The 26146-nt window shown below is 71.2% G+C and carries 24 protein-coding genes and 1 pseudogene; 9 read left to right on the top strand and 16 right to left on the bottom strand.

The features are described 5' to 3' along the window. Positions 1-94: 94 nt before the first annotated feature. Complete coding sequence (gene mpgS / locus AB0J80_RS15010) at positions 95-1357, top strand: mannosyl-3-phosphoglycerate synthase (RefSeq protein WP_364704829.1); 1263 nt, start codon at positions 95-97, stop codon at positions 1355-1357. Between the two features lie 11 nt (positions 1358-1368). Here the strand turns inward: mpgS and AB0J80_RS15005 are convergent, their stop codons facing one another. Then, the gene (locus tag AB0J80_RS15005) at positions 1369-2160 is read right to left on the bottom strand and encodes a DUF5984 family protein (protein ID WP_364704827.1); all 792 of its coding nucleotides are present in this window, start codon (positions 2158-2160) and stop codon (positions 1369-1371) included. Between the two features lie 455 nt (positions 2161-2615). On the opposite strand from AB0J80_RS15005, the gene serA reads away from it, so the two are divergent. Further along, positions 2616-4217, top strand: coding sequence for a phosphoglycerate dehydrogenase (serA, locus tag AB0J80_RS15000; RefSeq protein ID WP_364704826.1), 1602 nt, complete (start codon positions 2616-2618; stop codon positions 4215-4217). Positions 4218-4266: 49 nt separating this feature from the next. Here serA and AB0J80_RS14995 read toward each other — a convergent pair whose 3' ends face one another. Further along, positions 4267-4629, bottom strand: a complete 363-nt coding sequence (locus AB0J80_RS14995) for a hypothetical protein (protein ID WP_364704825.1) — start codon at positions 4627-4629, stop codon at positions 4267-4269. 357 nt (positions 4630-4986) lie between these two features. Here AB0J80_RS14995 and AB0J80_RS14990 point away from each other — a divergent pair, with 357 nt between their 5' ends. Continuing rightward, on the top strand, positions 4987-6015 hold the full coding sequence (locus AB0J80_RS14990) for a 3-isopropylmalate dehydrogenase (RefSeq protein WP_364705073.1): 1029 nt from the start codon (positions 4987-4989) through the stop codon (positions 6013-6015). Between the two features lie 376 nt (positions 6016-6391). Further along, positions 6392-7489 (top strand): branched-chain amino acid aminotransferase, encoded by a 1098-nt coding sequence (locus tag AB0J80_RS14985; protein ID WP_364704823.1) that lies wholly within the window; start codon positions 6392-6394, stop codon positions 7487-7489. Here the strand turns inward: AB0J80_RS14985 and AB0J80_RS14980 are convergent. Together AB0J80_RS14980 and AB0J80_RS14975 are read right to left on the bottom strand one after the other, a co-directional pair. After that, positions 7486-8223 (bottom strand): tyrosine-protein phosphatase, encoded by a 738-nt coding sequence (locus AB0J80_RS14980; protein WP_364704822.1) that lies wholly within the window; start codon positions 8221-8223, stop codon positions 7486-7488. The genes AB0J80_RS14985 and AB0J80_RS14980 overlap by 4 nt on opposite strands. Before the next feature lie 9 nt (positions 8224-8232). Beyond that, positions 8233-8412, bottom strand: a complete 180-nt coding sequence (locus AB0J80_RS14975) for a hypothetical protein (protein WP_364704820.1) — start codon at positions 8410-8412, stop codon at positions 8233-8235. 227 nt (positions 8413-8639) lie between these two features. Between AB0J80_RS14975 and cimA the strand changes: the two genes are divergently transcribed. Then, on the top strand, positions 8640-10226 hold the full coding sequence (cimA, locus tag AB0J80_RS14970; protein WP_364704818.1) for a citramalate synthase: 1587 nt from the start codon (positions 8640-8642) through the stop codon (positions 10224-10226). A gap of 4 nt (positions 10227-10230) precedes the next feature. On the opposite strand, the gene AB0J80_RS14965 is transcribed toward cimA, so the two are convergent. Together AB0J80_RS14965 and AB0J80_RS14960 are read right to left on the bottom strand one after the other, a co-directional pair. Further along, on the bottom strand, positions 10231-10968 hold the full coding sequence (locus tag AB0J80_RS14965) for an ABC transporter permease (protein WP_364705071.1): 738 nt from the start codon (positions 10966-10968) through the stop codon (positions 10231-10233). Next, complete coding sequence (locus tag AB0J80_RS14960; protein ID WP_364705069.1) at positions 10949-11860, bottom strand: ABC transporter ATP-binding protein; 912 nt, start codon at positions 11858-11860, stop codon at positions 10949-10951. Before AB0J80_RS14960 ends, AB0J80_RS14965 begins: the two co-directional genes overlap by 20 nt. A gap of 82 nt (positions 11861-11942) precedes the next feature. On the opposite strand from AB0J80_RS14960, the gene AB0J80_RS14955 reads away from it, so the two are divergent. Then, complete coding sequence (locus AB0J80_RS14955; protein WP_364704816.1) at positions 11943-12539, top strand: TetR family transcriptional regulator; 597 nt, start codon at positions 11943-11945, stop codon at positions 12537-12539. Here AB0J80_RS14955 and AB0J80_RS14950 read toward each other — a convergent pair. From AB0J80_RS14950 to AB0J80_RS14930, 5 genes are all read right to left on the bottom strand, one after another. Next, positions 12520-13404 (bottom strand): endonuclease/exonuclease/phosphatase family protein, encoded by an 885-nt coding sequence (locus AB0J80_RS14950; protein ID WP_364705067.1) that lies wholly within the window; start codon positions 13402-13404, stop codon positions 12520-12522. The two genes, AB0J80_RS14955 and AB0J80_RS14950, sit on opposite strands and share 20 nt — an antisense overlap. A 180-nt stretch (positions 13405-13584) precedes the next feature. Then, positions 13585-15006, bottom strand: coding sequence for a hypothetical protein (locus AB0J80_RS14945; protein ID WP_364704815.1), 1422 nt, complete (start codon positions 15004-15006; stop codon positions 13585-13587). Positions 15007-15130: 124 nt separating this feature from the next. Continuing rightward, positions 15131-16477 (bottom strand): pitrilysin family protein, encoded by a 1347-nt coding sequence (locus AB0J80_RS14940; RefSeq protein ID WP_364704813.1) that lies wholly within the window; start codon positions 16475-16477, stop codon positions 15131-15133. Next, positions 16474-17787 carry a pitrilysin family protein gene (locus AB0J80_RS14935; RefSeq protein ID WP_364704812.1) on the bottom strand — a complete coding sequence of 438 codons (1314 nt, stop codon included), beginning with the start codon at positions 17785-17787 and terminating at the stop codon, positions 16474-16476. The genes AB0J80_RS14940 and AB0J80_RS14935 overlap by 4 nt, the downstream gene beginning before the upstream one ends. A gap of 34 nt (positions 17788-17821) precedes the next feature. Then, entirely contained in the window at positions 17822-18712 is an 891-nt protein-coding gene (locus AB0J80_RS14930) for a LysR family transcriptional regulator (protein ID WP_364704810.1), read from the bottom strand. 66 nt (positions 18713-18778) lie between these two features. On the opposite strand from AB0J80_RS14930, the gene AB0J80_RS14925 reads away from it, so the two are divergent. The 3 genes and pseudogenes from AB0J80_RS14925 to AB0J80_RS14915 all read left to right on the top strand — a co-directional run. Further along, on the top strand, positions 18779-19636 hold the full coding sequence (locus AB0J80_RS14925) for an EamA family transporter (RefSeq protein WP_364704809.1): 858 nt from the start codon (positions 18779-18781) through the stop codon (positions 19634-19636). A 48-nt stretch (positions 19637-19684) separates the two neighbouring features. Then, complete coding sequence (gene arfB, locus AB0J80_RS14920) at positions 19685-20110, top strand: alternative ribosome rescue aminoacyl-tRNA hydrolase ArfB (RefSeq protein ID WP_364704807.1); 426 nt, start codon at positions 19685-19687, stop codon at positions 20108-20110. A gap of 1069 nt (positions 20111-21179) precedes the next feature. Further along, positions 21180-21324 (top strand): annotated as a pseudogene (locus AB0J80_RS14915) (transposase); the annotation flags it as partial. Between the two features lie 160 nt (positions 21325-21484). On the opposite strand, the gene AB0J80_RS14910 reads toward AB0J80_RS14915, so the two are convergent. From AB0J80_RS14910 to AB0J80_RS14890, 5 genes are all read right to left on the bottom strand, one after another. Next, positions 21485-22888, bottom strand: a complete 1404-nt coding sequence (locus AB0J80_RS14910; protein ID WP_364705066.1) for a ricin-type beta-trefoil lectin domain protein — start codon at positions 22886-22888, stop codon at positions 21485-21487. An 88-nt stretch (positions 22889-22976) separates the two neighbouring features. Beyond that, entirely contained in the window at positions 22977-23984 is a 1008-nt protein-coding gene (locus AB0J80_RS14905; RefSeq protein ID WP_364704806.1) for a polyhydroxybutyrate depolymerase, read from the bottom strand. 77 nt (positions 23985-24061) lie between these two features. Beyond that, positions 24062-24229, bottom strand: a complete 168-nt coding sequence (locus tag AB0J80_RS14900; RefSeq protein ID WP_364704805.1) for a hypothetical protein — start codon at positions 24227-24229, stop codon at positions 24062-24064. 81 nt (positions 24230-24310) lie between these two features. Then, on the bottom strand, positions 24311-25249 hold the full coding sequence (locus AB0J80_RS14895) for a 3-methyladenine DNA glycosylase (protein ID WP_364704804.1): 939 nt from the start codon (positions 25247-25249) through the stop codon (positions 24311-24313). A 28-nt stretch (positions 25250-25277) separates the two neighbouring features. Continuing rightward, on the bottom strand, positions 25278-26102 hold the full coding sequence (locus tag AB0J80_RS14890; RefSeq protein ID WP_364704803.1) for an alpha/beta hydrolase: 825 nt from the start codon (positions 26100-26102) through the stop codon (positions 25278-25280). Positions 26103-26146: the final 44 nt, after the last annotated feature.

The raw sequence follows: 26146 nt of genomic DNA, 5'->3' as shown, positions 1-26146 counted from the left end.
TGCGTGTTACGTCCCGCTTACCTACTCGGCGTCTTCATCGAATTGTGCACGGTTCAGGTGCTTGGGGCTGGTGTACAACAGGTAGCCTCGCCGCATGCGACTGGCTGATTCTTTCCGGAGTGAGCGCTTCGGCGCGGTCCGGATTCATGAGCTGCAGAGGGTGATCGAGCTCGACTCCGGCGCCGTGCACGACACCGGCCGGCCGGCGCTTTCGGCGGGCAGCCGCGTCGTGCCGCCGGAGGCATTGCGCGCTGTCGAGTCGCAAATGGTAATCGTCATCCCCTGCATGAATGAGACACGAAGCGTCATCGAGGGCGTGCTCTCCGGAATTCCGCACGACGCTCTCATTGTCCTGGTCTCCAACAGCGACAAGCTTCCGGTCGACCGGTACGAGATCGAGGCGCAGACCCTCGAACAGTTCTGCCGCCTCGCCGGCCGCCCCGCGATCGCCGTGCACCAGAAGGACCCGGGTGTCGCCGCGGCCTTCAAAGCGGCGGGCATGGCCGACCTCATCGGCGACGACGGCCTCGTGCGCAACGGCAAGGGTGAGGCGATGCTCATCGGCATGGCCCTCGCGGCGATGACCGGCCGCCGCTACCTCGGCTACGTCGACGCCGACAACTACGTCCCCGGTGCGGTCCACGAATACTGCAAGGCGTACGCGGCGGGCCTGCACCTCGCCGACAGCCCGTACTCGATGGTCCGCATCTCCTGGCACTCCAAGCCGAAGCTCCGCGACGGGCGGCTCTTCTTCAGCCGCAAGGGCCGCAGCTCGCAGATCACCAACGAATGGCTCAACCGCTTCCTCGCCGAGTACTCCGGCTTCGGCACCGAGGTCATCGCCACCGGCAATGCGGGCGAGCACGCCATGAGCCTCGACCTCGGCCTGAAGCTGCGCCTCGCGGGAGGCTTCGCCGTCGAACCGTACGAGTACATGGACCTGTTCGAACAGTTCGGCGGCGTCCTCGAGAGCAACGACCCGGACGTGATGGCCGGCTCGGTGCCGGTGCTGCAGATCGAGACGCGGAACCCGCACTTCCACGACAACAAGGGCGAGGACCATGTGCAGGGCATGCGCATGCAGGCCCTGAACGTGGTCTACCACTCCCCGGTGACGCTCCCGTCGGTCCGCCAGGCGATCGTCGACTTCATGGTGTCGCAGGGTGCGCTGGAGGTGGGTCAGGAGCCGCCCCGCGAGCGGGTCTACCCGCCGGTGGGCAGCCTGGACTTCGAGCTGCTGTACGACGGGCTGGACGCTGAGGCGCAGACGTTCCGCCAGTTCGACGGAGGCGCGTCCGTGGGGCTGCCGCCGTCCCCGCCGATCGACCGCGAGACGATCACGCGCGCCCGGATCTGATCGGCGCCCGGTCAGGTCGTCGGAGGGCCGGCCCGGTGAGCGTCACCGAGCAGCGGGCGCGCGCCCTCGGCGATGACGTCCCAGTCCGTCTTCGGTGAGCGTGCGAGGTTCCGGGCGAGCCACTGCGTCCGGTCCTCGTGTTCGCGCCGCAGCCCGGGGAGGTCGATCTCCACGCCGGGCCGCCCGCCGCGGCGTTCCAGCTCCTCGACCCGCTGCCGCATCGCCGTCATCAGCTTCCGATCGAGCGTGTGAACGGCCTCGAGATAGTCGGCGGTCGGGACACCGACCCGGACGACGGGGCCGGCCGTGAACCCGATCTCGCCGTCGTCCTCGTGCCGCCAGTCCAGCGTGATCTCGTCGCGGTCGCCGCGGACGGTCCGCCAGAGGCGCAGGTGCGGAGGATTGCGCAGGTAACCGAAGTCCATGGCGTGCGCGTCGTGCCAGAGCACGGCCGTGACCACCGGATGGTCGGGCGCGTTCGGGTCCTTGTCTCCGTCACCGATGAACTCGAGCCAGTTGCACGCCCACTCGTCGGGATCCGAAGCGATGAACGGCTGCAGCTCGGCGGGCACCGGCTCGAGGACGTCGGGGGCGAGGAGATTGACGTCTTCTGAGAACCGGGCCAGGTAGTAGTCGACGTAGGGGAACGGATCGTCGAGGCGCGTGCGGCGCAGCAGCTCGTGGCCGCCGACCTCGATCCAGTACCAGCCCTCGGTGAGCCCGAACCAGGACAGGCTCGGTTGGTCGCCGCCCCACGGCGACACCTCGTCCAACGGGCACAGCCGGAAACGGAAGTCGATCATCCGGGAAGTATCCCGTGAGCCGCGCTGCGGCGGGGCGGTCGACGTCGGCGACGTCGGGATGCGTGCGGGGTGTGGGCGGCGGCGTGCTTCCGGAGGCGGTCGGGGCCGGGCCGGGTGGGTCAGGATGCGCGGCGGCGGCTCGCGTTCGGGGCGGTGGAGGTCGGCTCGGGTGGGGTCAGGATGGGGGTGGCGGCGCGCTTTCGAGAGCGGTCGGGGCCGGTCCTGGTGGGGGTGCTGGTGCCGAGGGCGGTGCGGGCGGGGGAGCGGCGGTGCGGATCTGTTCGGTGGGGGCATGCTGGGCGGCCGCGTGCGGCGGACGGGTCCGCCACTTGGGGAACCCCTGGGGACGGCGGATTTCAAGGCCTTCGATATGTGAGACCGGTCACGCTGATTTGACATGGACGGGTGGGCCTTACCTCTGCCTACGATCGCGGCAGCCTGCGAGATGGAGACGCATGACTCCCGTCGTACTGATCGCTGAGGAACTCGCCCCCGCCGCTCTCGACGTGCTGGCCCACGACTTCGACGTCCGCCACGTCGACGGCACCGACCGCGCCGCGCTGCTCGCCGAGCTGGCCGATGCCGACGCCGTCATCGTGCGCAGTGCCACCCAGGTCGACGCCGAGGCCGTCGCCGCCGCGCCCCGGCTCAAGGTCGTCGCGCGGGCCGGGGTGGGGCTGGACAACGTCGACGTGCCGGCCGCCACCGCCCGTGGGGTCATGGTGGTCAACGCGCCGACCTCCAACATCGTCTCGGCGGCGGAGCAGGCCATCGCGCTCCTGCTGGCCGTGGCGCGCAACACCGCCAGTGCCAGCACGGCGCTGAAGCGCGGGGAGTGGAAGCGCGCTGCGTACACCGGCGTCGAGCTGCAGGGCAAGACGGTCGGCGTGGTCGGGCTCGGGCGCATCGGCGTGCTGTTCGCGCAGCGCATGGCCGCCTTCGGCACCCGGCTGATCGCCTACGACCCGTACGTGCAGCCGGCCCGGGCCGCGCAGCTGGGCGTGCGGCTGGTCGGCCTCGAGGAGCTTCTGCGGGACAGCGACTTCATCTCGGTGCACCTACCGCGTACCCCTGAGACCCTGGGCCTGATCGGTGAGAAGGAGCTGGCCACCGTCAAGCCGGGCGTCCGCATCATCAATGCCGCCCGCGGCGGTCTGGTCGACGAACGCGCGCTGGCGGACGCGCTGGCCGAAGGCCGCGTGGCGGGCGCCGGGCTGGACGTGTACGCCACCGAGCCGATCACCTCGTCACCGCTGTTCGCGTTCGACAACGTCGTGGTGACGCCGCATCTGGGCGCGTCCACGGTGGAGGCCCAGGACAAGGCAGGTCTGTCGGTGGCGCGCAGCGTCAAGCTCGCGCTGCAGGGCGAGTTCGTGCCCGACGCGGTCAACGTGCAGGCCGGCGGCGTCGTGGACGAGGAGGTGCGGCCCCTGCTGGCGCTCGCGGAGCGGCTCGGCAAGGTCTTCACGGCGGTGGCCGGCGGCATCGCGGCGAGCGTGACGGTCGAGGTGCGCGGCGAGATCGCCTCCCACGACGTCACGGTGCTCAAGCTCGCCGCGACCAAGGGGCTGTTCACGTCGGTCGTCGAGGAGCAGGTCACCTACGTCAACGCCCCGCAGCTCGCGGCCGATCGCGGGGTCGAGGTCGAGCTGGCGGTCTTCGACGAGGCGTCGGACCATCACAACCTCGTCACCGTACGCGGCGCGCTGCCCGACGGCCGCCGCGTGACCGTCACGGGTACGGTGCACACGACCGGTGGCCGGGAGTCGCGGAAGCTGACCCAGATCGACGAGTTCGACCTGGAACTGGACGCCGGCGGGGTGCTGTTGTTCTTCCGCTACGCCGACCGGCCGGGCATCGTCGGCGCCATCGGGTCGATCCTCGGCGAGGCCGGCGTCAACATCGCGGCCATGCAGGTGGCCCGCCGGGAGGCCGGCGGCGAGGCGCTGATGGCGCTGACCGTGGACTCGTCGGTGGACGCCGAGCTGCTGTCCACGGTGGCCGAGGCGATCGGCTCGACCCGGGGCAGCATCGCCGACCTGCGCGACGAGGACTGAGGCGGCGGGCCGGGCTATCGGGCGTGGCGGGCCGGCGGCCGGGTGCGGGTCAGCGGGCCTTCACCGGCGGCGGGTAGACCGTGCCGTCCTGCAGGTCGAGCAGGTCGAGGTTCAGCTCGCCGGCGAGGCGTTCGATGGTCTCGAGGACCTCGTCGGGGCAGCCCTCGTCGAGGCGCATCTGGATGTGGTCCGCGGCGGCGTGCAGCGGGGCGCTCGCCCAGGGGGATCCGTCCAGCGTGGCGCGCGGGCCGCGGTCGGGGTACGTGCTGGTCAGGGCGTCATAGAAGGCGACGACGCGGGGGTCGGCGGGGCGGTGCGGGTGCTCGCCGCGCGCACACCGCTCGTTGGCGGCACGCACGTCGTCCGGCATGTCCGCGTTGTCCATGGCCCACACCACGAGGTCGAAACTCACCGGCGCATGGTGCCATACCGGCGGGCGTTCGATCCCGATCTCGCGCCGACACGCGGGGGATGCGTCTTGCGCGACATTAGTCCGCATCGCTAGCGTTGGTCCCTGCCGCGCGGGCGCTGCGGGCGTGTCTTCGGGTGACATCTCTCGCGGCCGTTCCGCGCGGTTGTGCACCCCGGCGGCGCGAGCCACGCGTTTTCGTCGTGACAACCCCCGCGATCGTTGCCGCGATCCGGGGGTTGTTCGCGTTCCGCCCTTCCTGAACGATTACTCACCCACACTCTGGGACCGGCGTACCGGACACCGGGACGCCCCGTTAGGCTCGTCCAGGTCGGACCGATCGAGGGAGTGGACGTGACGGTGGCGCGGATCGCGGTGGTGGCCGGCGACGGCATCGGGACCGAGGTGACCGCGCAGGCCCGCAAGGTGATCGAGGCCGTCCTCCCCGGCGCCGAGTACCAGGAGTACGACCTGGGCGCCCGCCTCTACAACCGCACCGGCGAAGTGCTGCCGCAGTCGGTCGAGGACGAGCTCGCCGGCCACGACGCCATCCTGCTCGGCGCCATCGGCGACCCCAGCGTCCCGCCCGGCGTTCTCGAGCGGGGTCTGCTGCTCAAGCTCCGCTTCGACTTCGACCAGTACGTCAACCTCCGCCCCTCACGGCTGTGGCCGGGCACCACCAGCCCGCTGGCCGGCCTCAAGCCCGGCGAGATCGACATGGTCGTCGTCCGGGAGGGCACCGAGGGCCTGTACGTCGGCGCCGGCGGGGTCCTGCACAGGGACACCCCCGCCGAGATCGCCACCGAGGAGAGCCTCAACACGCGCCACGGTGTCGAGCGGGTCGTGCGGGACGCCTTCGCGCGGGCGCAGCGCCGGGAGCGCCGTCACCTGACCCTGGTGCACAAGACCAACGTGCTCACCCACGCCGGTGGGCTGTGGGCGCGCACCTTCAAGGCTGTGGCGGCGGAGTTCCCCGACGTCACCACCGAATATCAGCACGTCGACGCCGCGAGCATGTTCATGGTCAGCAACCCGCAGCGGTACGACGTCATCGTGACCGACAACCTGTTCGGTGACATCCTCACCGACATCGCCGCTGCCGTGACCGGTGGCATCGGCATGGCCGCCAGCGGCTCCGTCAACCCGGAGCGCACGTACCCGTCGACGTTCGAGCCGGTGCACGGATCCGCGCCGGACATCGCCGGCCAGGGCATCGCCGACCCGGCTGCCGCCATCCTGTCCGCCGCCCTCCTGCTCGAGCACCTCGGGCACCCGGACGAGGCCCGGCGAGTATCCGAGGCGGTCGCGGCCGAGGTCGCCTCCCGCACGCCGGGGGCCTCGCTGCGCACCGCCGAGGTCGGGGACCGGGTCGCCGCCGCGGTCTCCTGAGCGCCCAGCGCCAGCACCACCGTTCCAGCCGGACCACGACGCCGCCGGCGGAACGAAGAAGCCGGACCACGACGCCACCGGCGCAACCAAGGAGCCGGACCACGCCGCCGGCGGGGCCGAAGCAGCCGGGCGACGAAGCGCTCGGGAACCAGCCGCCGGCTCTGATCCCGGCTGCGCACGCGGCGCCGCACACCAGCCCGCGAACCCGCGTGCCCGGCTCTCGGCGTACCGGTGAAAACACGGACCGTGCCCGCGTGCCGGTCCCCCACCTGGTGGTCGGCTTTTAACGACCGTTCGGGGTAAGTTCATGGAGCGCTGCGGGTGCTCCCTCATGCTCACATCCTTTTTCCTCGCGAGAGAAAGCAGGTCAGCTCCCATGAGTGGTGGTGACAACCTCGACTTCGAGATCCGTCCGAACCCGGCGCCGGTAAGCGACGCGGACCGTGCGACGTTGCTGGCCAATCCGGGCTTCGGGCGCATCTTCACCGACCACATGGTCACCGTGCGGTACGCGGAGGGCAAAGGCTGGTACGAGCCCCGCGTCGAGGCCCGCGCGCCGATCCCGATGGATCCCGCGGCGGCTGTGCTGCACTACGCGCAGGAGATCTTCGAGGGGCTGAAGGCGTACACCACGCCCGACGGCGGGGTGGCGATGTTCCGCCCGGACGCCAACGCGGCGCGGTTCGCCCAGTCGGCGCAGCGGATGGCGATGCCGGTGCTGCCGCAGGCGACGTTCCTCGAGTCCTTGCGGCAGATCATTGCGATCGACCGGCAGTGGATCCCGCAGAGCGACGAGGGCAGCCTGTATCTGCGCCCGTTCGCCTACGCCAGTGAGGTCTTCCTGGGTGTGCGCCCGGCGATGGAATATCTGTACCTGGTGATCGCCTCGCCGGTCGGCGCCTACTTCAGCGGCGGCGTCAAGCCCGTGACGGTGTGGGTGACTCCCGACTACACCCGGGCGGCTCCCGGTGGCACCGGCGCGGCGAAGTGCGGCGGTAACTACGCGGCCGGGCTGTCCGCGCAGGCCGAGGCCATCGAGCACGGCTGCGACCAGGTCGTGTACCTGGACGCCGTGGAGCGTAAGTACGTCGACGAGCTCGGCGGCATGAACGTCATCTTCGTGATGGACGACGGTTCACTGGTGACGCCGCCGCTGAGCGGCACGATCCTGCCGGGCATCACCCGCGACTCGATCCTGAAGCTGGCACAGCGGGCCGGGCGCCGGGTGGAGGAACGCCCGGTGAGCCTGCAGGAGTGGCGTGAGGGCGCGGCGTCCGGGCGGATCCGCGAGGCCTTCGCCTGTGGCACCGCGGCGGTGATCACGCCGATCGGCACGATCCGGTCGCCGGAGGGTGAGTTCACGGTCGCCGACGGCGGCCCGGGTGAGGTCACCATGGGGCTGCGGCAGGAGCTGTCGGACATCCAGCGGGGCCGTGCCGAGGACCCGTTCGGCTGGGTCCACCGGGTTCTCTAGGGGGCGGGTTCGAGCAGGTGACCGCGCAGCGCGGCCACCTGCTCGGCGCTGATGCCGATCTCGCGCACGTACTTCTCCACCGAGCCGTACCTGTCCCGCAGGTCGTGCAGGAACATCAGCATGGCCTCACGGGGGCAGTCGAACATGTGGTACTTGTCCTGGACCATTTCGGGCTTCGTCCGCGTCAGATACTCCGTCAGCGACGCCATGGCGGCCTCGGTCAGCGCGTAGTCCTCGGCGATGTCGGCCTCCGAGACGCCCAGCAGCGACAGGGTGAGGGCGCAGACCACACCCGTACGGTCCTTGCCGGCCATGCAGTGCACGACCACCGGCGCCGCGTCGGGGTCGGCGATGAGGCTGAGCGCCGCGGCGAGCCCCTCCTGGCCGTCCTCGATGAAGTTCACGTAGCGGTCGGCCAGCCAGCGCTCGTGCGACGTGCCCTCCGGCTCCGGCACCGTCTCCCAGTCGACGTGCTGCAACACGATGTTGTGGTAGGCCAGCCCCTCCGCCTCCGGGACCCGGCCGTGCTCCTCGACCTCGAACAGCCGGCGCAGGTCGATGACGGTGCGGACGCCGAGCTCGCCGAAGGTCACCAGGTCGTCGCCCTTGAGGCGGTGCAGCGAGTCCGACCGGAACAGGCGCCGCCAGCGGACCGTCCGGCCGTCGAGGCCCGCGTACCCGCCGACGTCACGGAAGTTGTAGCTGGACGAGAAGGTCAGATTTCGGGGGTGCACGCCTCCAACCTAGTGGGCTTTCTCGATCTCCTCACCGGGCCCGACCATGTGATCGTCGTCGCTGGGTGGTTCCTTCTTCTGGAACGCCCGGGGGTCGAAGGCGCCGCCGGACTCCTCCTCGACGAACTCGCCCTGCGCGTCGGAGATGAGGCCACCGGCCCGGTCCGGATCGTTCTGCGGATAGCTCATGGGCGGGGAGTACCCCGTGTGCGCCACCCGACACGGGGACACCTGTCCCGGAGTCTGGACTTCTGTCCCACGGACGCACGGTGAGTGGCATGCTCTCCTACGTGACCCGATCCGTGCTCATTATTGGCACCTAGCGCGCCGGCCCTCCCTACGCCGACGCGCAGACCTCCCGCATCCGCGGGGGGTCTTTTTGTTGGGTCGTCAGGTCTCGCCGAAAGGAACTCCCCATGACCTACCAGGTGTTCGACACGACGCTGCGCGACGGTGGGCAGCGCGAGGGCATCAGCTACTCGGTCGTCGACAAGCTCGCCGTGGCGCGGCTGCTGGACGAGTTCGGGGTCGGCTTCATCGAGGGCGGCTGGCCGGGCGCCATGCCCAAGGACACGGAGTTCTTCCGGCGCGCGAAGACCGAGCTGGACCTCAAGCACGCCGTCCTGGTCGCCTTCGGCGCCACCCGCAAGGCCGGCGTCGACGTCGCCGAGGACGCGCAGGTGCAGGCGCTGCTCGACGCCGAGACCCCGGTCGTCTGCGTGGTCGCCAAGTCCGACATCCGCCATGTGGAGCGGGCGCTGCGCACCACCGGCGACGAGAACCTGGCGATGGTCCGCGACACCGTCGCCCACCTGGTCGCGAACGGGCGCCGGGCGTTCGTCGACTGTGAGCACTTCTTCGACGGCTTCCGCTACGACCCCGACTACACCTCCTCCGTCGTCCGCGCGGCCTTCGAGGCCGGCGCCGAACGGGTCGTCATGTGCGACACCAACGGCGGCATGCTCCCGTCGATGATCACCGCCGCGATCCAGGACGTGGTCGCCCGCACCGGCGTACCCGCGGACCGGCTCGGCATCCACTGCCAGAACGACACGTCCTGCGCCGTGGCGAACACCGTCGCCGCCGTCGAGGCGGGCGTCAAACACTTCCAGTGCACGGCCAACGGCTACGGCGAGCGGCCCGGCAACGCCGACCTCTTCGCCGTGGTCAGCAACCTGCAACTCAAGCTCGGGCTGAAGGTCCTACCGGACGGCTGCCTCGAGAAGGCGACGCGGGTGTCGACCGCGCTCGCCGAGATCGCCAACATCGCCCCCGACACCCACCAGGCCTACGTCGGGGCCGCGGCATTCGCCCACAAGGCGGGGCTGCACGCGAGCGCGATCAAGGTGGATCCGCTGCTCTACAACCACGTCGACCCGGCGGTGGTGGGCAACGACATGCGGATCCTGGTGACGGAGATGGCCGGCCGGGCCAGCATCGAGCTCAAGAGCCGTGAGCTCGGACTGGACCTGGCCGGCCACCCGGACACCCTCACCGAGGTGACCCGCAAGGTCAAGGAGCTCGAGGCGGGCGGCTGGTCCTTCGAGGCCGCCGACGCGTCCTTCGAGCTCCTGGTCCGCGACGCCCTGCCGGGCGCCGCCCTGGCCAAGCCGTTCAGCCTGGAGTCCTACCGGGTGCAGGTCGAGCACCGCGAGGACGGCGCGGTCGTCTCCGAAGCCACGGTCAAAGTCCGGGTACGCGGAGAGCGCGTGATCGCCACCGCAGAGGGCAACGGCCCGGTCAACGCCCTCGACGAAGCCCTCCGCACGGCGCTGTCGAAGCACTACCCGGAGCTCGAGAACTTCGAGCTGGCCGACTACAAGGTCCGCATCCTCGAAGGCTCCCACGGCACCAACGCCATCACCCGCGTCCTGGTCGAGACCAGCGACGGCAACCGCGAGTGGACGACGGTCGGCGTGCACGAGAACGTGGTGGAGGCCAGCTGGAAGGCCCTCACCGACGCGCTGACGTACGGCCTGGCCCGCGCAGCCGCCCGCGCCTGACCCGTCACGGCCGCCTGGTCATCACGCGCAAGGTGATGGCCAGGCCAGCGAGGCACCACGCTCCGAGAACGGCGTAGGGAAGCGCGGCGATCCCGCCCGGTGGTGACGTGAGACTCTCCCGTACGGCCTGTGCCATGTACTGGAACGGCAATACCCGGTGCGCGGCCTGGAGCCAGTCCGGCAGCCGCTCCGCGGGGAAGTTGATCGGTGAGAACATCAGCGCGACGAAGACCAGGGCCTGCGTCGCGAGACTCGTCGTGGCCGGCGGTGCCGCGTACGCGAGCGCGAAGCCGGCCGTGGTGGCGGTCAGTGCGACCAGCAGCACGGCCCCTACCACGACCGGGCTGACGCGCAGATGGAGGTCGAAGCGCAACACCGCCGTGAGCAGACCCAGCAGCAGCCCGGGCGTGCCCGTGACCAGCCACGTGGTCAGGTCCGCCGCCAGCACGGCGGTGCGCGGCACGGGCAGCGTCCGGTTGTAGGTGAAGGTGCCCTCGGTCTTGGACAGGGCGATCAGCTGCGGTGCCATGACCATGCCGATGGTGATCAAGCCGAGCGTGGGCGCGCCGGTGGACAGGTACAGCGCCGTCGCCGGATCGAGGTCGGGCACCAGGTACGCGAATCCGACGACGATCCCGACCGCCAGGAAGCTCTGGACGATCAGGACGAGTGGCAACACGAACCGCAGCCGCAGGGCGGTCCAGCGGACGAGCAGGGCGTAACTACGAAACCAGAACCGCACCACGGTCCCCTTCCCCCGAGTCGGTGAGTCTGATGTAGACGTCTTCGAGTCCGGCCGAATGGAGAGCGAAGCGGGCGGTGTGCGCCAGCGCCCAGGCCACTGCTCGCGAGGCGTCCGCAGCGGCGAGCGTCATGGTCATGCGGTCGCCGTCTCGGTGCACCGCACGGCACCACTCCGGCGTGCTGATACCGCCGGGCCTAGCAAGCTCCAGCCGCATCTCGTGGCCGGCGGCGAGGTCGGCGGGGCTGCCCGTCGCCACCACGCGGCCGTGGTTCAGAACGACGACCTGGTCGATCGTCCGCTCGGCCTCGGCGACGTTGTGGGTGACGAGCACGACGGCGTGGCCCGCGGCAGCCAGCGTGCGGATCCGCTCCCAGAGGAGGCGCCGCCGCACTGGGTCGACGTCGTTCGTGGGCTCGTCGAGCATCACGAGCCGGCCGGGCGTCACGATCGCCATGCAGAAGGCGATGAGCCGCCGGACTCCGCCGGACAGCCGCTCGGCCGGGGCGTCCGCCCACTCCTCGATGTCCAGGGCGGCCAGCAGTTCCGTCGTTCGGCTTTGCACGGCACGGCGCCCTCCGCCGCGGATCCGTCCGACGATCTCGATCGCCTGCCGGGCCGTGACGCCGGTCAGCGGCGCGTGGGACTGCGGTTGGAAGGAGCAGACCGTGCGGGCGTACGCCGGATCGGCGACCGGGTCGCGGCCGAGCAGCCGGATCCGGCCCGAAGTGGGCCGCACCAGCCCGACGACCTGGTGGAGCAGCGTGGTCTTTCCTGCTCCGTTGTGGCCGAGCAACCCGGTCACCTGCCCGGCGCGGACGACGAGGGTGATCCCGTCGTTGGCCCGGCTGCCGTCCGGATAGACCTTGGTCAGAGAGTTGATGTTCAGCACGGTGCCTCGCATACCCGTCAGTATCTGGATACCAGTGAGTATCTGGATACTCGCACGAATGTCAATAGGGTAGGTTTGCGCCATGACCGAGCGGCTGACCCGTGCGCAGCAGCAGAAGCGCACCCGCGAGCGGTTGCTGGACAGCGCCGAGACGCTCTTCGGCGACCGCGGGATCCATCAGACGACGCTCGACGAGATCGCGGCGGCGGCCGGTCTCACCAAGGGGGCGATCTACGCGAACTTCGGCGGTAAGAAGGACCTGATCGCCGCACTGCTGCAACGCAAGCTCGAACGCGACGACCCGGTCCGGCCCAGGTCGTCGCTTGAGTCCTGGGTGAGGTCGGTGGGCGAGAGCTACGAGGCCAGCGCTCCCACGCCGCAGGTGCGTCGCTTCGCCATGGCCCTCGTCGAATTGTGGCTGTTCGGGATGCGGGACGAGACTCAGCTCGGCCCGTTCCGAGACTGGCTGCGCAGCGTTCGGGAGCACCTCGCCGACGACGCCGCTGTGCTGGGGAACCGGCTGCCGATGCCTTCGGATCAGGCAGCCGCGCTCCTGCTCGCGCTCGACATCGGTGTCGCGCTGCAGTACCTCGCCGATCCGGAGGCCGTACCGGTCTCGACCTACACCCGTGGCGTCGAAGCGCTCCTCGGGCTGCCCGTCAGGCCGCCGGGACGATGACCTCGGCGATGATCGAGCGGTGGTCGCTGTCCTTGATGCCGTGCACGGCCGCGTCGGCGACGCCCAGGCGCTTGTCGACCAGGACGTGGTCGATGGTCACCGGGGGGATGGGGTCGCCGTCGTACGGGCCCCAGGTGCCGATCAGGCCCTTGCCGGTGGCGTCGGCCGCGTCGCGGTAGCCGTCGCCGATCAGGGAGCGCAGGGGTGCGTGGTCCAGGGTCGCGTTGAAGTCGCCGAGCAGGATGCGGGGGAGGCCGGTGGTGTCGGGGCGGGGCTGGGCCGCGAGGTCCGAGCGCCAGCCCGCCAGGGCCGACTTCGCGGCCGGGGCCAGGGGGTGGGCGGACTCGACGATGATCTTCCCGGTGCCGGCCGGCTGGACCGTTCCGTACGCCTGCTTGAAGCCGGTGGCGTTGTCGCGGGTGCCCGGGTCGGTGATGGGGAAGCGGGAGTAGAGCCCGGAGCCGCTGGCGCCCCACTCGGGGGCGAGTGACGAGTAGGGGAGCAGCTTGCCCAGGCCCGCCTCGGCGAGCCGGGTCTGGGCGGCCGGGCTGAACTCCTGCAGGGCGAGGACCGCCACGTCGTTGTCGCGGACCAGTTGGACGATCCGGGCCGCGTCGGCGTGGCCGAAGAGCATGTTCGAGGTCATCACGTGGAGCTTCACGCCGGTCTGCGGCCCGCGGTCACCGTCGGCGAAGGCTCGGGGCAGGACCATGACCGCGAAGAGGGCCACGGTGACCGCCGCGACGGAGCCGACCAGCCAGCGGCGGGTGGCCAGCGCGGCGATGGCCGGCACGACCGACCAGGCGGCGACGTACGGCGTGAAGGCGAAGAGCTGGATCACCAGGCCGCGCTCCTCGCCCGCCATGCGCCCCACGGCCCACGCGGTGCCGGGCAGCACCAGGAGCCAGAGGAACACCTGCCAGGCGGCCCGGCGTGCGCGGGCGGGCTTCGCCGTGGGCGCCGGGGTCGTGATGGTCATGCGGGCGACGGTATCCGGCCGGGGCCACCCGTACCGAATGAACAGGTCTTACGTCACATCCGGCCGTCACTGGTACGGGTTGAAGTTCTGCCCCGCCATCACGAACCACGCCGTGGTGCCGACGTGCTGGAGCCCGAAGTAGCCCCACCCGAAGCCGGTCTCGAAGGGGCCGGTGGCGGCCACCACGCCGGAGGCGGCGGGCAGCGGGGTGCCGGTCCACGTGCCGCCCTCGCCGGGGTCGGAGAGCCGGCCGCCTCGCGGGTCGCAGGTGCGGCCGACGGTCTGCCCGGCGCCGAGCGACTCCTGGGCCGTCACGGTCGCCTGCAGCAGCTGGCGGGCGCGGGCCGCGTCGCCCGGTCCGCCGCGCCTGAGCAGGGCCAACGCGGCGTGGCCGGTGCCCTCGAGCCACACGGCGGCGGGGTTGCTGGTCTGCGCGCTGCCGGTGACGGTGCCGGTGAGGACCTTCGCCTGGCTGCTGTATGTCAGGCCCGTCACCGTGCCGTCGGTGTTGCCGAGGTGGCGCACGGCCCAGTCGACCGACTCCTCGTAGCGGCGGTCGCCGAGGCTGAGCAGCCCCCAGCTCTGCACGTCCTCGGGGACGTTGCCGACGTTGATCTCGTCGGGGTTCTCGTCGGTGGTGCCGGTCCAGAAGTGCCGGCCCGCGGGGTTCCACATCTCGCCGACGAAGGCGGCCGCGATCGCGGCGCGGGTCGTCCAGCGGCGTTCCCGGGTGAGCTTCGCGAGCAGCGTGAACAGGGCGTACGCGTCGATGTTGTGTTCGGTCGACGCCCACCGCTGCGGCGTCCGCCCGTCCTCGCGGAGGCCCCCGTGGTAGCCGCCGTACCGGTGGGGTGACTGCCGGCCGGCGATCCAGAGGCCGAGGGCCACGGCGCCGTCGAGGTACTTCCTGATCCGGGTGTCGGTGTAGAGCTGTGCCAGGGCCAGCCCGACCCAGGCCATGTCGCCCGTCGACGAGCCGCCGAAGCCGAACGGCCACAGGTGCGCCGCCTTGCCGTCCTCGCGCTTGAGGCCGGGGAAGCTGGGGCCGCCGCCGTAGAACTGCATCGGCCCTGCCGCGTACGCCTGCCGCACCCGCCCGTCGGCGTACGTGTCGTCGTTGGCCTGCGCCCACAGCAGGGCGTCGCCGATGAGCCGGGCCCGGCGCACGTTCGCGACGGTCGGGTTGGCGAGGTAGGCCAGGATCGCGAGCGCGTTGTCGTAGACGAACGCGGTGGTGAGCAGCTCGCTCTCGTTGCTGTAGCTCTGCAGCAGCCGGGGTTCGCCGCCCTTGAGGTACGCGTCCTGCACCACGTCGAGGTAGTGGTAGGCGCGGCCGATCGGCTCGGCCAGCGACCGGTCGACGAGGTGCCGCGGCGCGCAGGTCCCGGCGGCGGCGTCGGGGGCGAGCACGGGGGCGGCCGCCGATGGCCGTGCGAGCGGGCGGCTGCAGGTGAACGATGCGGACGACGTCGTCAGGTTCGTGGGCATGTCAGGGTCCCAACGTTCGCGGGAGCGCTCTCAAGGAGGCTGGGGGCCATTGAAACTCCCTGGAACAACCGGTGGCAATACTCGGCCCGCCGCCGATCACCGACGGCGGGCCCGACATCGTACGTCAGATCTCGGCGTCGAGGACCTCTCCGATCTTGCCGGCCGCCAGCTCGTCGCGGATGAGCGCGCTGTCGCCCTCCACGACGAGGGTGAGGCCGTCCGGGTGCAGGTAGGTCGCCGCGGCCGCGGACACCTCCTCGACCGTCGCGGCCAGCAGCCGCTGCCGCAGCGTCACGTAGTAGTCGTCCGGCAGGCCGTGCACGACCAGCGTGGCGAGCGCTCCGGCGATCGAGCCCGGCGTCTGCATGTCGACCGAGAGGGAGCCGGCCCGCCACGTCCGCGCGACCGCCAGCTCCTGCTCCGTGACGCCGTCGAGCCGCGTCCGGGCGATCTCGCCGACGGTGTCCGCCAGCGCCGGCGCGGTCACGGCCGTCTGCACCGAGGAGCTGACCCCGAACCGGCCGAACCGGCGGGTCATCGCGAAGTCCGCGCGGATGCCGTACGTGTAGCCCTTCACCTCGCGGATCAGGTGGTTGAGGCGGGACGTGAAGGCCCCGCCCAGCACCGTCGCCACCAGGGTGATCGGCACGTAGTCCGGGTGTGCCCGCTCCGGGGCGCGGTGCCCGAGGCGCAGCGTCGACTGCACCGAGCCCGGCCGGTCGACCAGCAGCACCCGGCGGGTCGCCGAGATCGGTACGTCCAGCGGCCCTTCGGCGGCCTCGGGCGCACCGGACGTGCCGGCGAAGGCCGCCGCGCCCAGCTCGTGCAGGTCGAGCCGGTCGAGGTCACCGGCGACGAGCAGCACGCCGGGACGAGTCAGCCGGTCGCTGTGGAAGGCCTGGACGTCTTCCACGGTGACCGCCGCCATCGACGTCGGGTCGCCGTGCAGGGGGCGGCCGTAGCGTTCGCCGACGCCGAAGAGGTCGGCGCGCAGCGCGGCGTCCGCCCGCGGTCCCGGCTGCGCCCAGTCCATGCGCAGGGCGGTCGCCTCGTCGTCGCGGACCCGGGTGACGTCGGCCGGGTCGAGCCGGGGCGTGCGGACCGCCTCCGCCATCAGGGCCACCGCGCGAGGCAGCAGGCCTGCGGGCACCGAGACGCCGATCCGGAAGGAGTCCCAGTCGACGGAGGTGGTGAGCTCGGCGCCGAGTCCCTCGAGGGCCAGCGCGTACGCCGCGGAGTCGCGGTTGCTCGTACCTTCCTCGAGGCACTTCGCGAGGACGGCGGCGGTGCCCTCGCGTCCCGCGGCTTCCCGGGCCGCACCCGCATCGAGGAGCAGTGACGCGGTGGCCAGGAGCTGGCCCGGCATGTGCGCGGCGACGACCTCGCCGCCGGCGACGGACACGCGGTGGATCGCCGGGAACGCGTACGGGCGGGCGGCACCCGAGTCGGGCCGGGTGGCGACGAGGCTCATGCTTCGGTCCCTTCCGGGAGGTAGACGAGGGTCACCCGGGACTCCGGGTTCAGCGTGCGCGCGGCCTCGGCGATGTCGCCCGCGGTGACCGCCTGCCACTGCGGCAACCGGTACGCGGCACTCGAGGCGTCGCCGAACTGGGTCGCGTACCGGCCGAGGATGTCCGCCCGGCCGCCGACCGTGGACAGCTGCCGCCACCAGGCCGTGGTGAGCAGCGCCTTGGCCCGCTCCAGCTCGGCCTCGGTGACCGGTTCGGCGGCCATGCTGTCCAGCACCTCCGCCACGCCGGCCTCGAGGGTCTCGGTGTCCACCCCGTCCTTGGCGGTGGCCGTGACGATCAGCGGTGCCGGCGCGTGCGCCAGGTCGACGCCGTACGCGCCGATGTAGTCGGGCTGGGCGATCCGGGCGCCGTCGGCGAGCCGCTGGTAGAGGCGGCTGCCGCGGCCGCTGCCCAGCACCGCCGCGAGCACGGTGATCGCGTCGTATCCCGCCGTGCCGAAGGCGTGCGTCCGGTGCGACAGGTACACGCGCGGCGCTGGCACGCTTCCGGTCACCGTCTCGCGCACCGGCGTGGTGGCCGGGCCGGCGATGTGCCCGTGCGGCGCGGCGGGGATGTCCGGCACCGGCTCGATCATGCCGAAGTACTTGTCCGCCAGGGCGAACACCTCGGCCGGCGTGACGTCGCCCGTGACGGTCAGCACGGCGTTGTTGGGGGCGTAGTAGAGCGCGTGGAACGCCTGGAACGTCTCCAGGCTCGCCGCGTTCAGGTCCTCCATCGACCCGATGGTCGCGTGGTGGTACGGGTGCCCCGACGGGTACAGCAGGGGCAGCAGGCGCAGCCACGCATCACCGTACGGCACGTTCTCGTACCGTTGGCGCCGCTCGTTCTTGACCACCTCGCGCTGGTTGTCCAGGGTCTCCTGGGTCAGCGCCGGCACCAGCCCGCCCATCCGGTCGGCCTCGAGCCAGAGGGCCAGCTCGAGGTGCTCCGACGGCAGCGTCTGGAAGTAGTTGGTGCGGTCCGGGTTGGTGGTGGCGTTGAGCGAACCGCCGGCGCCCTGCACGTAGCGCATGTGCTCGGTCTTGCCGACGTGCGCGGAGCCCTCGAACATCAGGTGCTCGAAGAGGTGGGCGAAGCCGGTCTGGCCGGGCGGTTCGTGCCGGGAGCCGACGTCGTACCAGAGGTTCACGCAGACCACGGGCGCGGTGTGGTCCTCGCTGACGACGATGCGCAGCCCGTTGTCCAGGCGCGCGGTTTCGATGGGCCACGGATAGCCGGTCTCGGCGACCGGTGCGGGCTGAGCGGACACGCAACCTCCCTGTATCGGGTTCCAGTATCCCGGGTCACACCCGGGCCGTGAGCTGAAGGGCCGCGCGGAAGGCCCGGATCGCCGGCTGCTCCGCCGACCCGCTGCGGACCCCGGTGTAGAGGCGGCGCCGCGGCCGGCCCGGCAGGTGCCTCAGCTCCAGGTCGCCGGGGGTACGGCCGGTCCACAGCAGATCCGGTACGAACGCGACGGCGTGCCCGGTCTCCACCAGTCTCAGCTGCAACAGCAGGTCGGGGCTCTGGAAACGTACGTCCGGCTCGAACCCGGCGCTGCGGCAGATCTGCCGCGCCCAACGGCCCGTGATGGTGTCGCCGGGGTCGAAGACGAACGGAGCCTCCGCCAGGTCGGTGAGCTTCGCGCGATGCCACGGCCCGCCCGTCGGTATGACCATCCGCAACTCGTCCTCCAGCAGGTCCTCCTCGTCGACGCCGGGCAGGGCCGGCTCCGGCACGCCCGGATAGCACTCCCCGAGCACGACGTCGAAGTCCCGGGCGAGCAACCCTGCGAAGGCCGGACCCGCCTCCGCCTGGGTGATCTCCACCCGGAGGCCGGGATGCTCGGCGCTCAGCCGGGAGAGCGCCCCGGGAACCAGGGCCAGCATCACCGATTGGAAGGACGCGACCCGCAGAGTGCCGGTGACGTCGGTCATGCTCGCCGCCAGCTCCGCCTCGGCGAGCTCCATCCGCTCCAGGATCACCTCGGCGTGCCGGACCAGGATCCGGGCCTGCGCGGTGAGGCGTACGCCCCGCCCGACATGCTCCAGCAACCGGGCGCCGGTCTCCGCCTCCAGCACGCTGAGCTGCTGCGATATGGCGGACGGGCTGTAGTTCAGCGCCTTCGCGACGGCCGCCAGCGTGCCGAGCCGATCGAGCTCGCGCAGCAGCCGGAGGCGATGAACGTCCAACATTGCTGACGATTATCGCCCAGAAACATTCGCTGGACGAAACGGTCGCCGCCTGGCGATCGTGGAGCCGTGACCACCGCTTCCTCCCACATCGCTCCAGCTCCCGGGCCCGCCGTCCTCATGGTTCTGGGGTCCTGCGCCTCCCTGCAGATCGGCGCGGCCCTCGCCGCCCGCCTCTTCCCCGTGACCGGCAGCGCGGGCGCCACCCTGCTGCGGCTCGGCCTGGCGGCCGGCGTCCTGCTCGCCGTGGCTCGGCCGGCGGTCCGGTCCTGGCGGCGTCACCAGTGGCGGGCGGTGCTGCTGCTCGGGGCCGCGCTGGCCGGGATGAACGGGTTCTTCTACGCGGCCCTCGCCCGGATCCCGCTGGGACCGGCGGTCACCATCGAGTTCCTGGGCCCGCTGACCCTGGCCGCCGTCCTGTCCCGCCGCGCCCGCGACTACGGCTGGGTCCTGCTGGCCGCCGCGGGAGTCGCGGTGTTCGGCTTCGCGGACGGCGGTGCCACCCTCGACCCGGTCGGCGTCGCCCTCGTCCTCGCCGCGGCGGTCTTCTGGGCGCTCTACATCCTGGCGAGCACCCACGCCGGCGCCGCGATCGCGGGCCAGGGCGGGCTCGCGGTCGCCATGGCGTTCGGCGCCCTGGTCCTGCTCCCGGGCGGCGTGACGGGCGCCGAGAAGGCCGTCACGTCACCCCATCTGCTGCTGATCGCGCTCGGCACCGGCCTGCTCGCCTCGGTCATCCCGTACTCGCTCGAGCTGTCCGCGCTGCGCCGCCTGCCCCAGCGGGCCTTCGGCATCCTGCTGAGCCTCGAACCGGCGGTCGCCGCCCTGGCCGGCTGGCTCCTACTGGCCCAGCCTCTCACCCCGGCCGCCGCCTCTGCGGTCGTGCTGGTGGTCCTCGCCAGCATCGGCTCCACGGCGTTCGCTTGATCACAAACCGCGTGGCGTCCTCCGGGCGGCGGTGACATGCTGGGCCGCGTGCCCGATGACGTCCAGGTGAACGAGCGGCTGGTGATCCCCGCCGCGGAGCTGTCGTGGCGTTTCTCGCGCTCGAGCGGCCCGGGCGGGCAGGGCGTCAACACCACGGACTCGCGGGTCGAGCTCTCGTGGGACCTCGCCGGCTCCGATCTGCTGCCAGTGGCGCTGCGGGACCGTGCGGTCGAACGCCTCGGCTCGCGGCTGGTCAACGGCGTTCTGACCGTCGTGGCCTCCGAGCACCGTTCGCAGCTGCGCAACCGCGAGGCCGCAGCTGCCCGGCTCGCCGGTCTGGTCGCGGGAGCGATAGCCCCGCCTCCCCGGGTGCGCCGAGCCACCCGCCCCTCACGAGGCGCGGTGGAACGGCGCATCGCCGACAAGAAGCGCCGCAGCCAGATCAAGCGCGGTCGCCGAGGCGACGTGGACTGACGGGCGAGAGGTAGCAGGGCCGGGAGGCCGGCTCCTTCGAGCGGAGCCCGCCGGCGTAGCCGCCGACTTGGTGGCCTTGGCGGCCGTCTTCGTGACCGCCGTGCACGTGGCCGGGGCCGACGCCGTGGCGGTGCGCTTGGTCGAGGCCGAGGTAACAAGCGGCGGTGCGCTTCGCGGCCGCCGGCCGCTTCGGGCCGCGGCGCCATGCCTCAGCTTGCCGTTGCGCCCGCGCTGCTCGCCTGGCGTCGCCGCGGCGCAGTGGACGAGCCGGTGCAGGGTGGTGCGGAGACTGCCCGTTCGCTCTTTTCGTGGTGGCCGGACCGACGGACGTCCAGTCGGCTTCAGATGATTTCTTGATATGAATCATCCGTGGTCGGCATCGTGGAATGCGGAGGGTGGCGAGGATAATGGAGTGATGACGCAGCTGACGTTATTCCCCACGAAGAATGTGAGGGACCGGACGCTGCGGCGCAATCATTCACCGGCGGCCGAGGAGTTCCGACGCAAGCATGAGCGGCACCGCTCGTGGGGCTTGATGCAACGTCATTCCCGGCGCTTGCGTCGGCTGCGCGAGGCTGAGCCGCAGCCAGTTCCTGATGCTTCTCTTCCGGAGACGCCGCCCGGCGTGACGCATCGGGAAGGCGCAAAGAATCATCGCGGATGGCCGGAAAGCCCCGGTCAGCACGACGAAGCGGGTCGCGGCGCCGCACCGAAGGACGACATAGGGCACAGCAGTGACGCGGAAGATCGCCGGTCCCACGCGGTGGCCGCAGAGCAGACGTGGGCGACCGGGTCCCCCGTTCCACCGGCGGCCACGGATTCCGCCGCGCGTCCCCCGCGACTAGAAAGCGGGCACGGTCGAAGCCAGGCCCGCCGCGCGCACCGAACATTCCGGCCCGATCGGACCATCGGCCATTGTCGTGCCGGATCGGCGAGGCGACCGCCGTCAATGACGATGGAAAGGCGAACAAGACCTCCGCGGAAACTGTCGATAATGAATCCGGACGCACTCATCTCGGCCATGTCCGTGCCCTCGAAGGGTCCGCCTTCGATCCGCTCCGTTGTGGCTCAGCTACGTCTCGTCCGGCCCTTGCCGCGGGGCTTGCGCCGACCCGGGGAAGCGCCCGCCGGCTCCGGAACGGTTCACCCCGGCCCGGGTGCGGCGGGGGTTTCGGAACCTGCGCGCGACGAGCCCTTCACCAGCACGTGCACCGAGCCTGGTCGTCCGGTCCGGACGTCCGCCCGGCTCCCGCAACCCGACAGACCGCTGTCCGCCACGACGTGGCACTCATGCTGGTCACCGGTCAGCCGCATCAACGACCGGCCGGTCACAAGATGGGCACCAAGCCTCCGCGAACTGGTTGAACGGCGAGCTCAGACCCGGTGCCATTTCTGGTTGGCGCCGCCGACGCAGGTCCACAGGTGCAGGACGGCGCCGTTGGCACCGTTCCATTCGGCGATGTCCACACACTTGTTGGACTGTGGGTTCACCAGATCCCCGGCCGCGGTGAGCACGAACTGCTGGGCGGGGTTGCCGGAGCAGGTGGCGATCTGGATGGCGGCGCCGTCCGCGGAAGAACCCCAGGCGACGTCCATGCACATGTTGTTCTGTGTTCGCAGGGTGCCGCCGGTGAACTCCCACTTCTGGTTGGTGCCGTCGGTGCAGTCCCACACGGCCAGCCGCTGGCCGTCGACGAAGTTCCAGTTGGGTACGTCGATGCACTTGTTGTTCCAGTTGCTCGCCAGCCTGCTGGTGCCGGCCGGCGGCTCGTTCGGTGTGCCCGGCGTGCAGCCGTTGTCCCCGGTGACCGTGTCGGTGTGCCTCGTGCCGGCCGACCGGTACGCGTTGACCTGCGCGGTCGCCTGTGCGGGCGTCAGAACCTGCTTCTTGGCGTGCAGGACGTAGTCCACGTGTTCCTGCCAGACGCTGGTGCCGCCGCTGTGACCGGTGAGGTCGATGAACCACTGGTTGAAGTCGATCGACATGTTCTGGCGGGGGTAGTACTTGCCGCCGTGGGTGCCCACGAGCCGGCCGTCGATGTAGTACTTGACCTCGCCGCCGCCCACGGTGGCCATGACGTCGTGCCAGCCGGCGATGCTGCCGTTCTGCTTGCTGTACTGCCGGTCGGCCACCCACGGGTCGGCCTGGTAGGTGTACCAGGTGGTCTGGAAGTTGGTGGGGCCGCTCTCGCCCCACCCGCCGTTGGGCAGGTACTCGGAGAAGTCGAGCTCGCTGTAGATCGGGTCGAAGGCGTAGCGCAGCGGGCTGATGGTGTAGAAGGTCTGGTTCACGAGGTCGCCGTCCGCCCCGGAGGCGGGTGTGTCCGCGAACTTGATCCGGGCCAGGTAGGTGCCCTCGAAGAACCGCCGGTCCGACAGGGAGAACTCGGCGTGGCTGGTGCCACCGGCTGTGCCGTTGGTGGCGGCCTGGAGACGAAGAGCCTGCTGACCGTCCACGGTGGGGAACGAGATGTTGTTCGCGGACCAGGTCGCTCCCGGGACGCCGGGGCCGCCCGAGTTCGTGCGTACGTGCCAGCCGTGCTGGCCGAGTGCCGGGTCCGAACTGGAAGCGTAGTTGAAGTCGTCGAAGAGGACGCCGCAGCTCACCGCCGCGCTCGAGGGCTGGGCGACGGCGATGCCGATGGCGGTCAGGGCTGCGGTCGCGGCCACGGCGGTGGCGACGGACAGGGTTCGGCGGAGCAGGGAGCGGTTCACGGGTGGCTCCTCGGCGGAGGCGACGAAGCGGGGGATGTGCGGGCGCCCGGGCAGACTCAGCATCGTCACATCATTGATAGTAGTCAATGATGTTGCGAAATTTTTTACGCCTCCGACCGATCGGAGAGCAGAATAGTTTTCGTTCGATGCCTCAGCGTGCCGGGAGGCGGAATCGCTCGAAGAAGTCCCAGAGGATCCGCGAGGCGTCGATCTCGGAGCCGGGTTCGTTCGCGCCGGGCCACACGTGACCGCCGTTGCTCACCCGGTACAGCACGACGTCGGCGCCCCGGCTGCAGCCGGTGTACGACAGCCGGGTCACGTGCTCGGTGACGGTTGTCGCCTCGGGGCCGTACTGGCATCCGTTGAGCCGCGCCCACGTCTGAACGGCGACCGGTACGGCGTAACCCCAGCGCAGGTCGTTGCTGCCGGGGTAGGGGTTGGTCGTGTCCTTCTGCCCGTGCCACGTCACGACGGGCACCGGTCGTCCCGGTCGGCAGTCCTCCACCTCCGGCACGCTGACGTCGTCCGGATCGGGGCGGCCGGCGCGCAGACCGGCACCGGCGGCGATGGCCGCGATCCGGTCGGAGAGGTAGCAGCCCAGCGCCGAGGTCATCCGGCCGCCGCCGGAGTGCCCGGTGGCATAGGTACGCCGAAGGTCGGTGCACAGCTTGCCGGAGACCACGTCGATCACGCGGCTGAGGAACTGGATGTCGTTGCGCGCGTCCGGTGGCGGCATCTGGCCGGCGGTCGTGGGCACTCCCGGCACGTTCCAGGCCCAGCTGCCGTTCGGCGGCATCGGGTCCTGCGGCAGGGTGATCGCGCCGTTCGGGGCCGCCACGATGAAGCCCTCGTCGTCGGCGACCGCGCGCAGCCCGCTGTAGTCCATCTGTCCCGGCCCGTTGCCGCTGCTGCCGTGCAGGTTCAGAACCAGCGGGACGCGCCCGGTGCGGCCGGCGGATGCCGGGACGTACACCAGAACCGGGTAGGTCGTGCCCTCGAAGTCGACGTCGATCGTGGTGTCGCCGGAGACGGCCGGACGAGAGCAGATCTTCGACGCATCACGCGGGGCGGCTGCGGAAGCCGGCAGGCCGGCGCTGGGCATGGTCGTCATGGCGACGGCGATCGAGAGGGCCGCCATGCGGACTGCGTTGAGGGGCATGCGAGGGGATGGTACGGGGATCCGAGTGATTGGCGCCGTTCAATGCCCTCGGATCCCGCAACGTATGCCCGCGCGGCCTACTCGGGCAGCGGAACGTCGCTGTTGCCCTCGAAGTCGCGCGGCTCGCCCTCACCCCCGGCCTGCGGATCCCGGTTCCCGAGCGCGGTCTCGCCGGGCAGCTCCTCCATCCGCTCCTTGGCGATCTTCTCGAGCTCCTCGCGGTTGCCCTGCGGCTGGTCCGACATGAGACACCTCCCACTGGTCGTCATCGACACTCGTCGAACTACCCGTACCCGGGAAGCTCACGCCTCGCGGCGGGCGGCAGCTCAGATGTTGTGCGGGGCTACGGCCTCGCGGTTCTCCGCGGCGAGTGCCGGACCGAGGAGCTCCTCGCAGACGCGGATGAGGCGGGCGCGCAGGGCCGCCGCCCGGCGGGCGAACTCCCGCTGGCGGGTGACGTACTCGGCCTTGCCCTCCGGGGTCTCGATCTTCACCGGGGGCTGGCCGTAGGAGCTCAGGTCGTACGGGCTGGCCTGCATGTCGAGCAGGCGGATGTCGCCGGCCAGGGCGAAGCAGTCGAGCGCGAGGGCACCGGGGACCGCCGGCCCCAGCTTGCCCGCCCACTTGTGGCAGTCCATCGCCGCGTGCAGGCAGCCCGGCTGGTCCAGGTCGACCTGGGTGGCCCGGGTGGGCTGGAGCCGGTTGAGGCCCACCGCCTCCGGCGTGAAGAAGCGGAAGGCGTCGAAGTGGGTGCAGCGGATCGGGTGCTCCTCCACGACCTTGTCGGTCTCGGCCTGGCCGAGGCGCAGGGGGAGCGCGTGGCGGTGCTCGGGCTGGCGGTAGACCATCGCCCACTCGTGCAGGCCGAAGCAGCCCGAGAACGCCGGGCGGGATGCCGTCGCGGTGAGCAGCCCGTGGATGTAGCGGACGCTTTCGCCGCGGGCGTGCATGTAGGCCTCGACGTCGAGCGTGACCACGCCGTCGGGGTGGGTGGTGTAGAACTTCCAGGCGGCTTGCTCGGCGAGGCCGTCTGGGGCCGGGGCGAGGCCGGTGCCGACGCCGGGGTGCCAGCGGCGGAGCTGGGCCGGGCGGGTGCCGTAGTAGTCGTAGAGGAAGTCCTCTATCGCGTGCTTCTCGCCGGCGGCGCGGCGGGCCCGGTGGCCGGCGGTCATCTCGTCGGCGCGCTCGGCGTGGGCCCGGGCGAGCGGGATCCAGCTGATGCTGGGCAGCACCGTGGTCAGCGCGTGCGTCTCGCTGATCCCCATCGCACCAGCGTATCCAGCAAGTCCAGTCCTATCGAGCCTTGGCCGCGCCGGTTGTGAGGTACGCCCGAACGAGGTTTGCGACGGCCGCGGGCGCGCTGAGATCGGGCGCGTTGTGGTCGAGGCCCGGCAGGCACGTGTACGAGGCCGCGGGGATGAGCCGCGCCAGCTCCGGTTGCACCCGTAGCAGCCAGCCGGGACTGCGGTCGCCGGCGATGACCAGCGTGGGTGCGGTGACGGCGGCGTAGCGGGTGCCGTCGGAGTCCAGGCCGGCCGCGACGCGCCACTCGGACGGCAGGGTGTGCAGCAGGGCCCGGGTGTCCCGGCCGCCGGGCGTGTGCAGCATGAACCACGCGAACGCCGTCCAGACCGGCATGGGCACGATCGGCAGCGGGGCGAGACCGAGGCCGGTCAGGAACGTCGCCATGGCTGCGGCGTCGCGGCCCGCGGCCAGCTTCTTCTCGTACGCGGGCAGGACGTGCGCGGGGAAGGAGCCGTGCAGGCTGACCGCCGGTTCGTAGACGACGAGCTTGGCCGGCTTGCGGCGCAGCGCGACGTGCAGCGCCACCAGCCCGCCGAAGCTGTGGCCGAAGATCTCGTCGGAGCCGGTGGCGTCGAGAACGGCCTCGGCGTCCTCGACCTCGCGCTCGATCGCGTACGCCGGACCCTTCGGCCCGCTGGAGCCCCGCCCCCGCCGGTCGACGACGTGCACCGTTCGCACGTCGGCCAGAGCTGCGGCGAACGTGGCGTAGTCGTGGGCCGAACGGAGGCCGCCGGGCAGGACCACGAGGCCGGGGCCGGCGCCGGTGCTGGTGATGCTCAACGGCGTACCGTCCACACTGGTGATAGTTGGCATGCTAGCGAATGTAGTACATCTACTACATACTTGATAGTGTGAAT

Origin of the sequence: Actinoplanes sp. NPDC049548 (genome assembly GCF_040676695.1) — a bacterium.
In the GTDB taxonomy this organism is placed as follows: Bacteria; Actinomycetota; Actinomycetes; order Mycobacteriales; family Micromonosporaceae; genus Actinoplanes.
Note: the sequence above shows the minus strand (reverse complement) of the source record. Positions and strands in the feature narration are given on the sequence as shown.

Bases quoted from the DNA above. Each gene is read 5' to 3' on its own strand.
- mpgS (WP_364704829.1), top strand. From the start codon at position 95: ATGCGACTGGCTGATTCTTTCCGGAGTGAGCGCTTCGGCGCGGTCCGG.
- AB0J80_RS15005 (WP_364704827.1), bottom strand. From the start codon at position 2,160: ATGATCGACTTCCGTTTCCGGCTGTGCCCGTTGGACGAGGTGTCGCCG.
- serA (WP_364704826.1), top strand. From the start codon at position 2,616: ATGACTCCCGTCGTACTGATCGCTGAGGAACTCGCCCCCGCCGCTCTC.
- AB0J80_RS14985 (WP_364704823.1), top strand. From the start codon at position 6,392: ATGAGTGGTGGTGACAACCTCGACTTCGAGATCCGTCCGAACCCGGCG.
- AB0J80_RS14975 (WP_364704820.1), bottom strand. From the start codon at position 8,412: ATGAGCTATCCGCAGAACGATCCGGACCGGGCCGGTGGCCTCATCTCC.
- cimA (WP_364704818.1), top strand. From the start codon at position 8,640: ATGACCTACCAGGTGTTCGACACGACGCTGCGCGACGGTGGGCAGCGC.
- AB0J80_RS14955 (WP_364704816.1), top strand. From the start codon at position 11,943: ATGACCGAGCGGCTGACCCGTGCGCAGCAGCAGAAGCGCACCCGCGAG.
- AB0J80_RS14950 (WP_364705067.1), bottom strand. From the start codon at position 13,404: ATGGCGGGCGAGGAGCGCGGCCTGGTGATCCAGCTCTTCGCCTTCACG.
- AB0J80_RS14945 (WP_364704815.1), bottom strand. From the start codon at position 15,006: ATGCCCACGAACCTGACGACGTCGTCCGCATCGTTCACCTGCAGCCGC.
- AB0J80_RS14940 (WP_364704813.1), bottom strand. From the start codon at position 16,477: ATGAGCCTCGTCGCCACCCGGCCCGACTCGGGTGCCGCCCGCCCGTAC.
- AB0J80_RS14930 (WP_364704810.1), bottom strand. From the start codon at position 18,712: ATGTTGGACGTTCATCGCCTCCGGCTGCTGCGCGAGCTCGATCGGCTC.
- AB0J80_RS14910 (WP_364705066.1), bottom strand. From the start codon at position 22,888: ATGCTGAGTCTGCCCGGGCGCCCGCACATCCCCCGCTTCGTCGCCTCC.
- AB0J80_RS14905 (WP_364704806.1), bottom strand. From the start codon at position 23,984: ATGCCCCTCAACGCAGTCCGCATGGCGGCCCTCTCGATCGCCGTCGCC.
- AB0J80_RS14900 (WP_364704805.1), bottom strand. From the start codon at position 24,229: ATGTCGGACCAGCCGCAGGGCAACCGCGAGGAGCTCGAGAAGATCGCC.
- AB0J80_RS14895 (WP_364704804.1), bottom strand. From the start codon at position 25,249: ATGGGGATCAGCGAGACGCACGCGCTGACCACGGTGCTGCCCAGCATC.
- AB0J80_RS14890 (WP_364704803.1), bottom strand. From the start codon at position 26,102: ATGCCAACTATCACCAGTGTGGACGGTACGCCGTTGAGCATCACCAGC.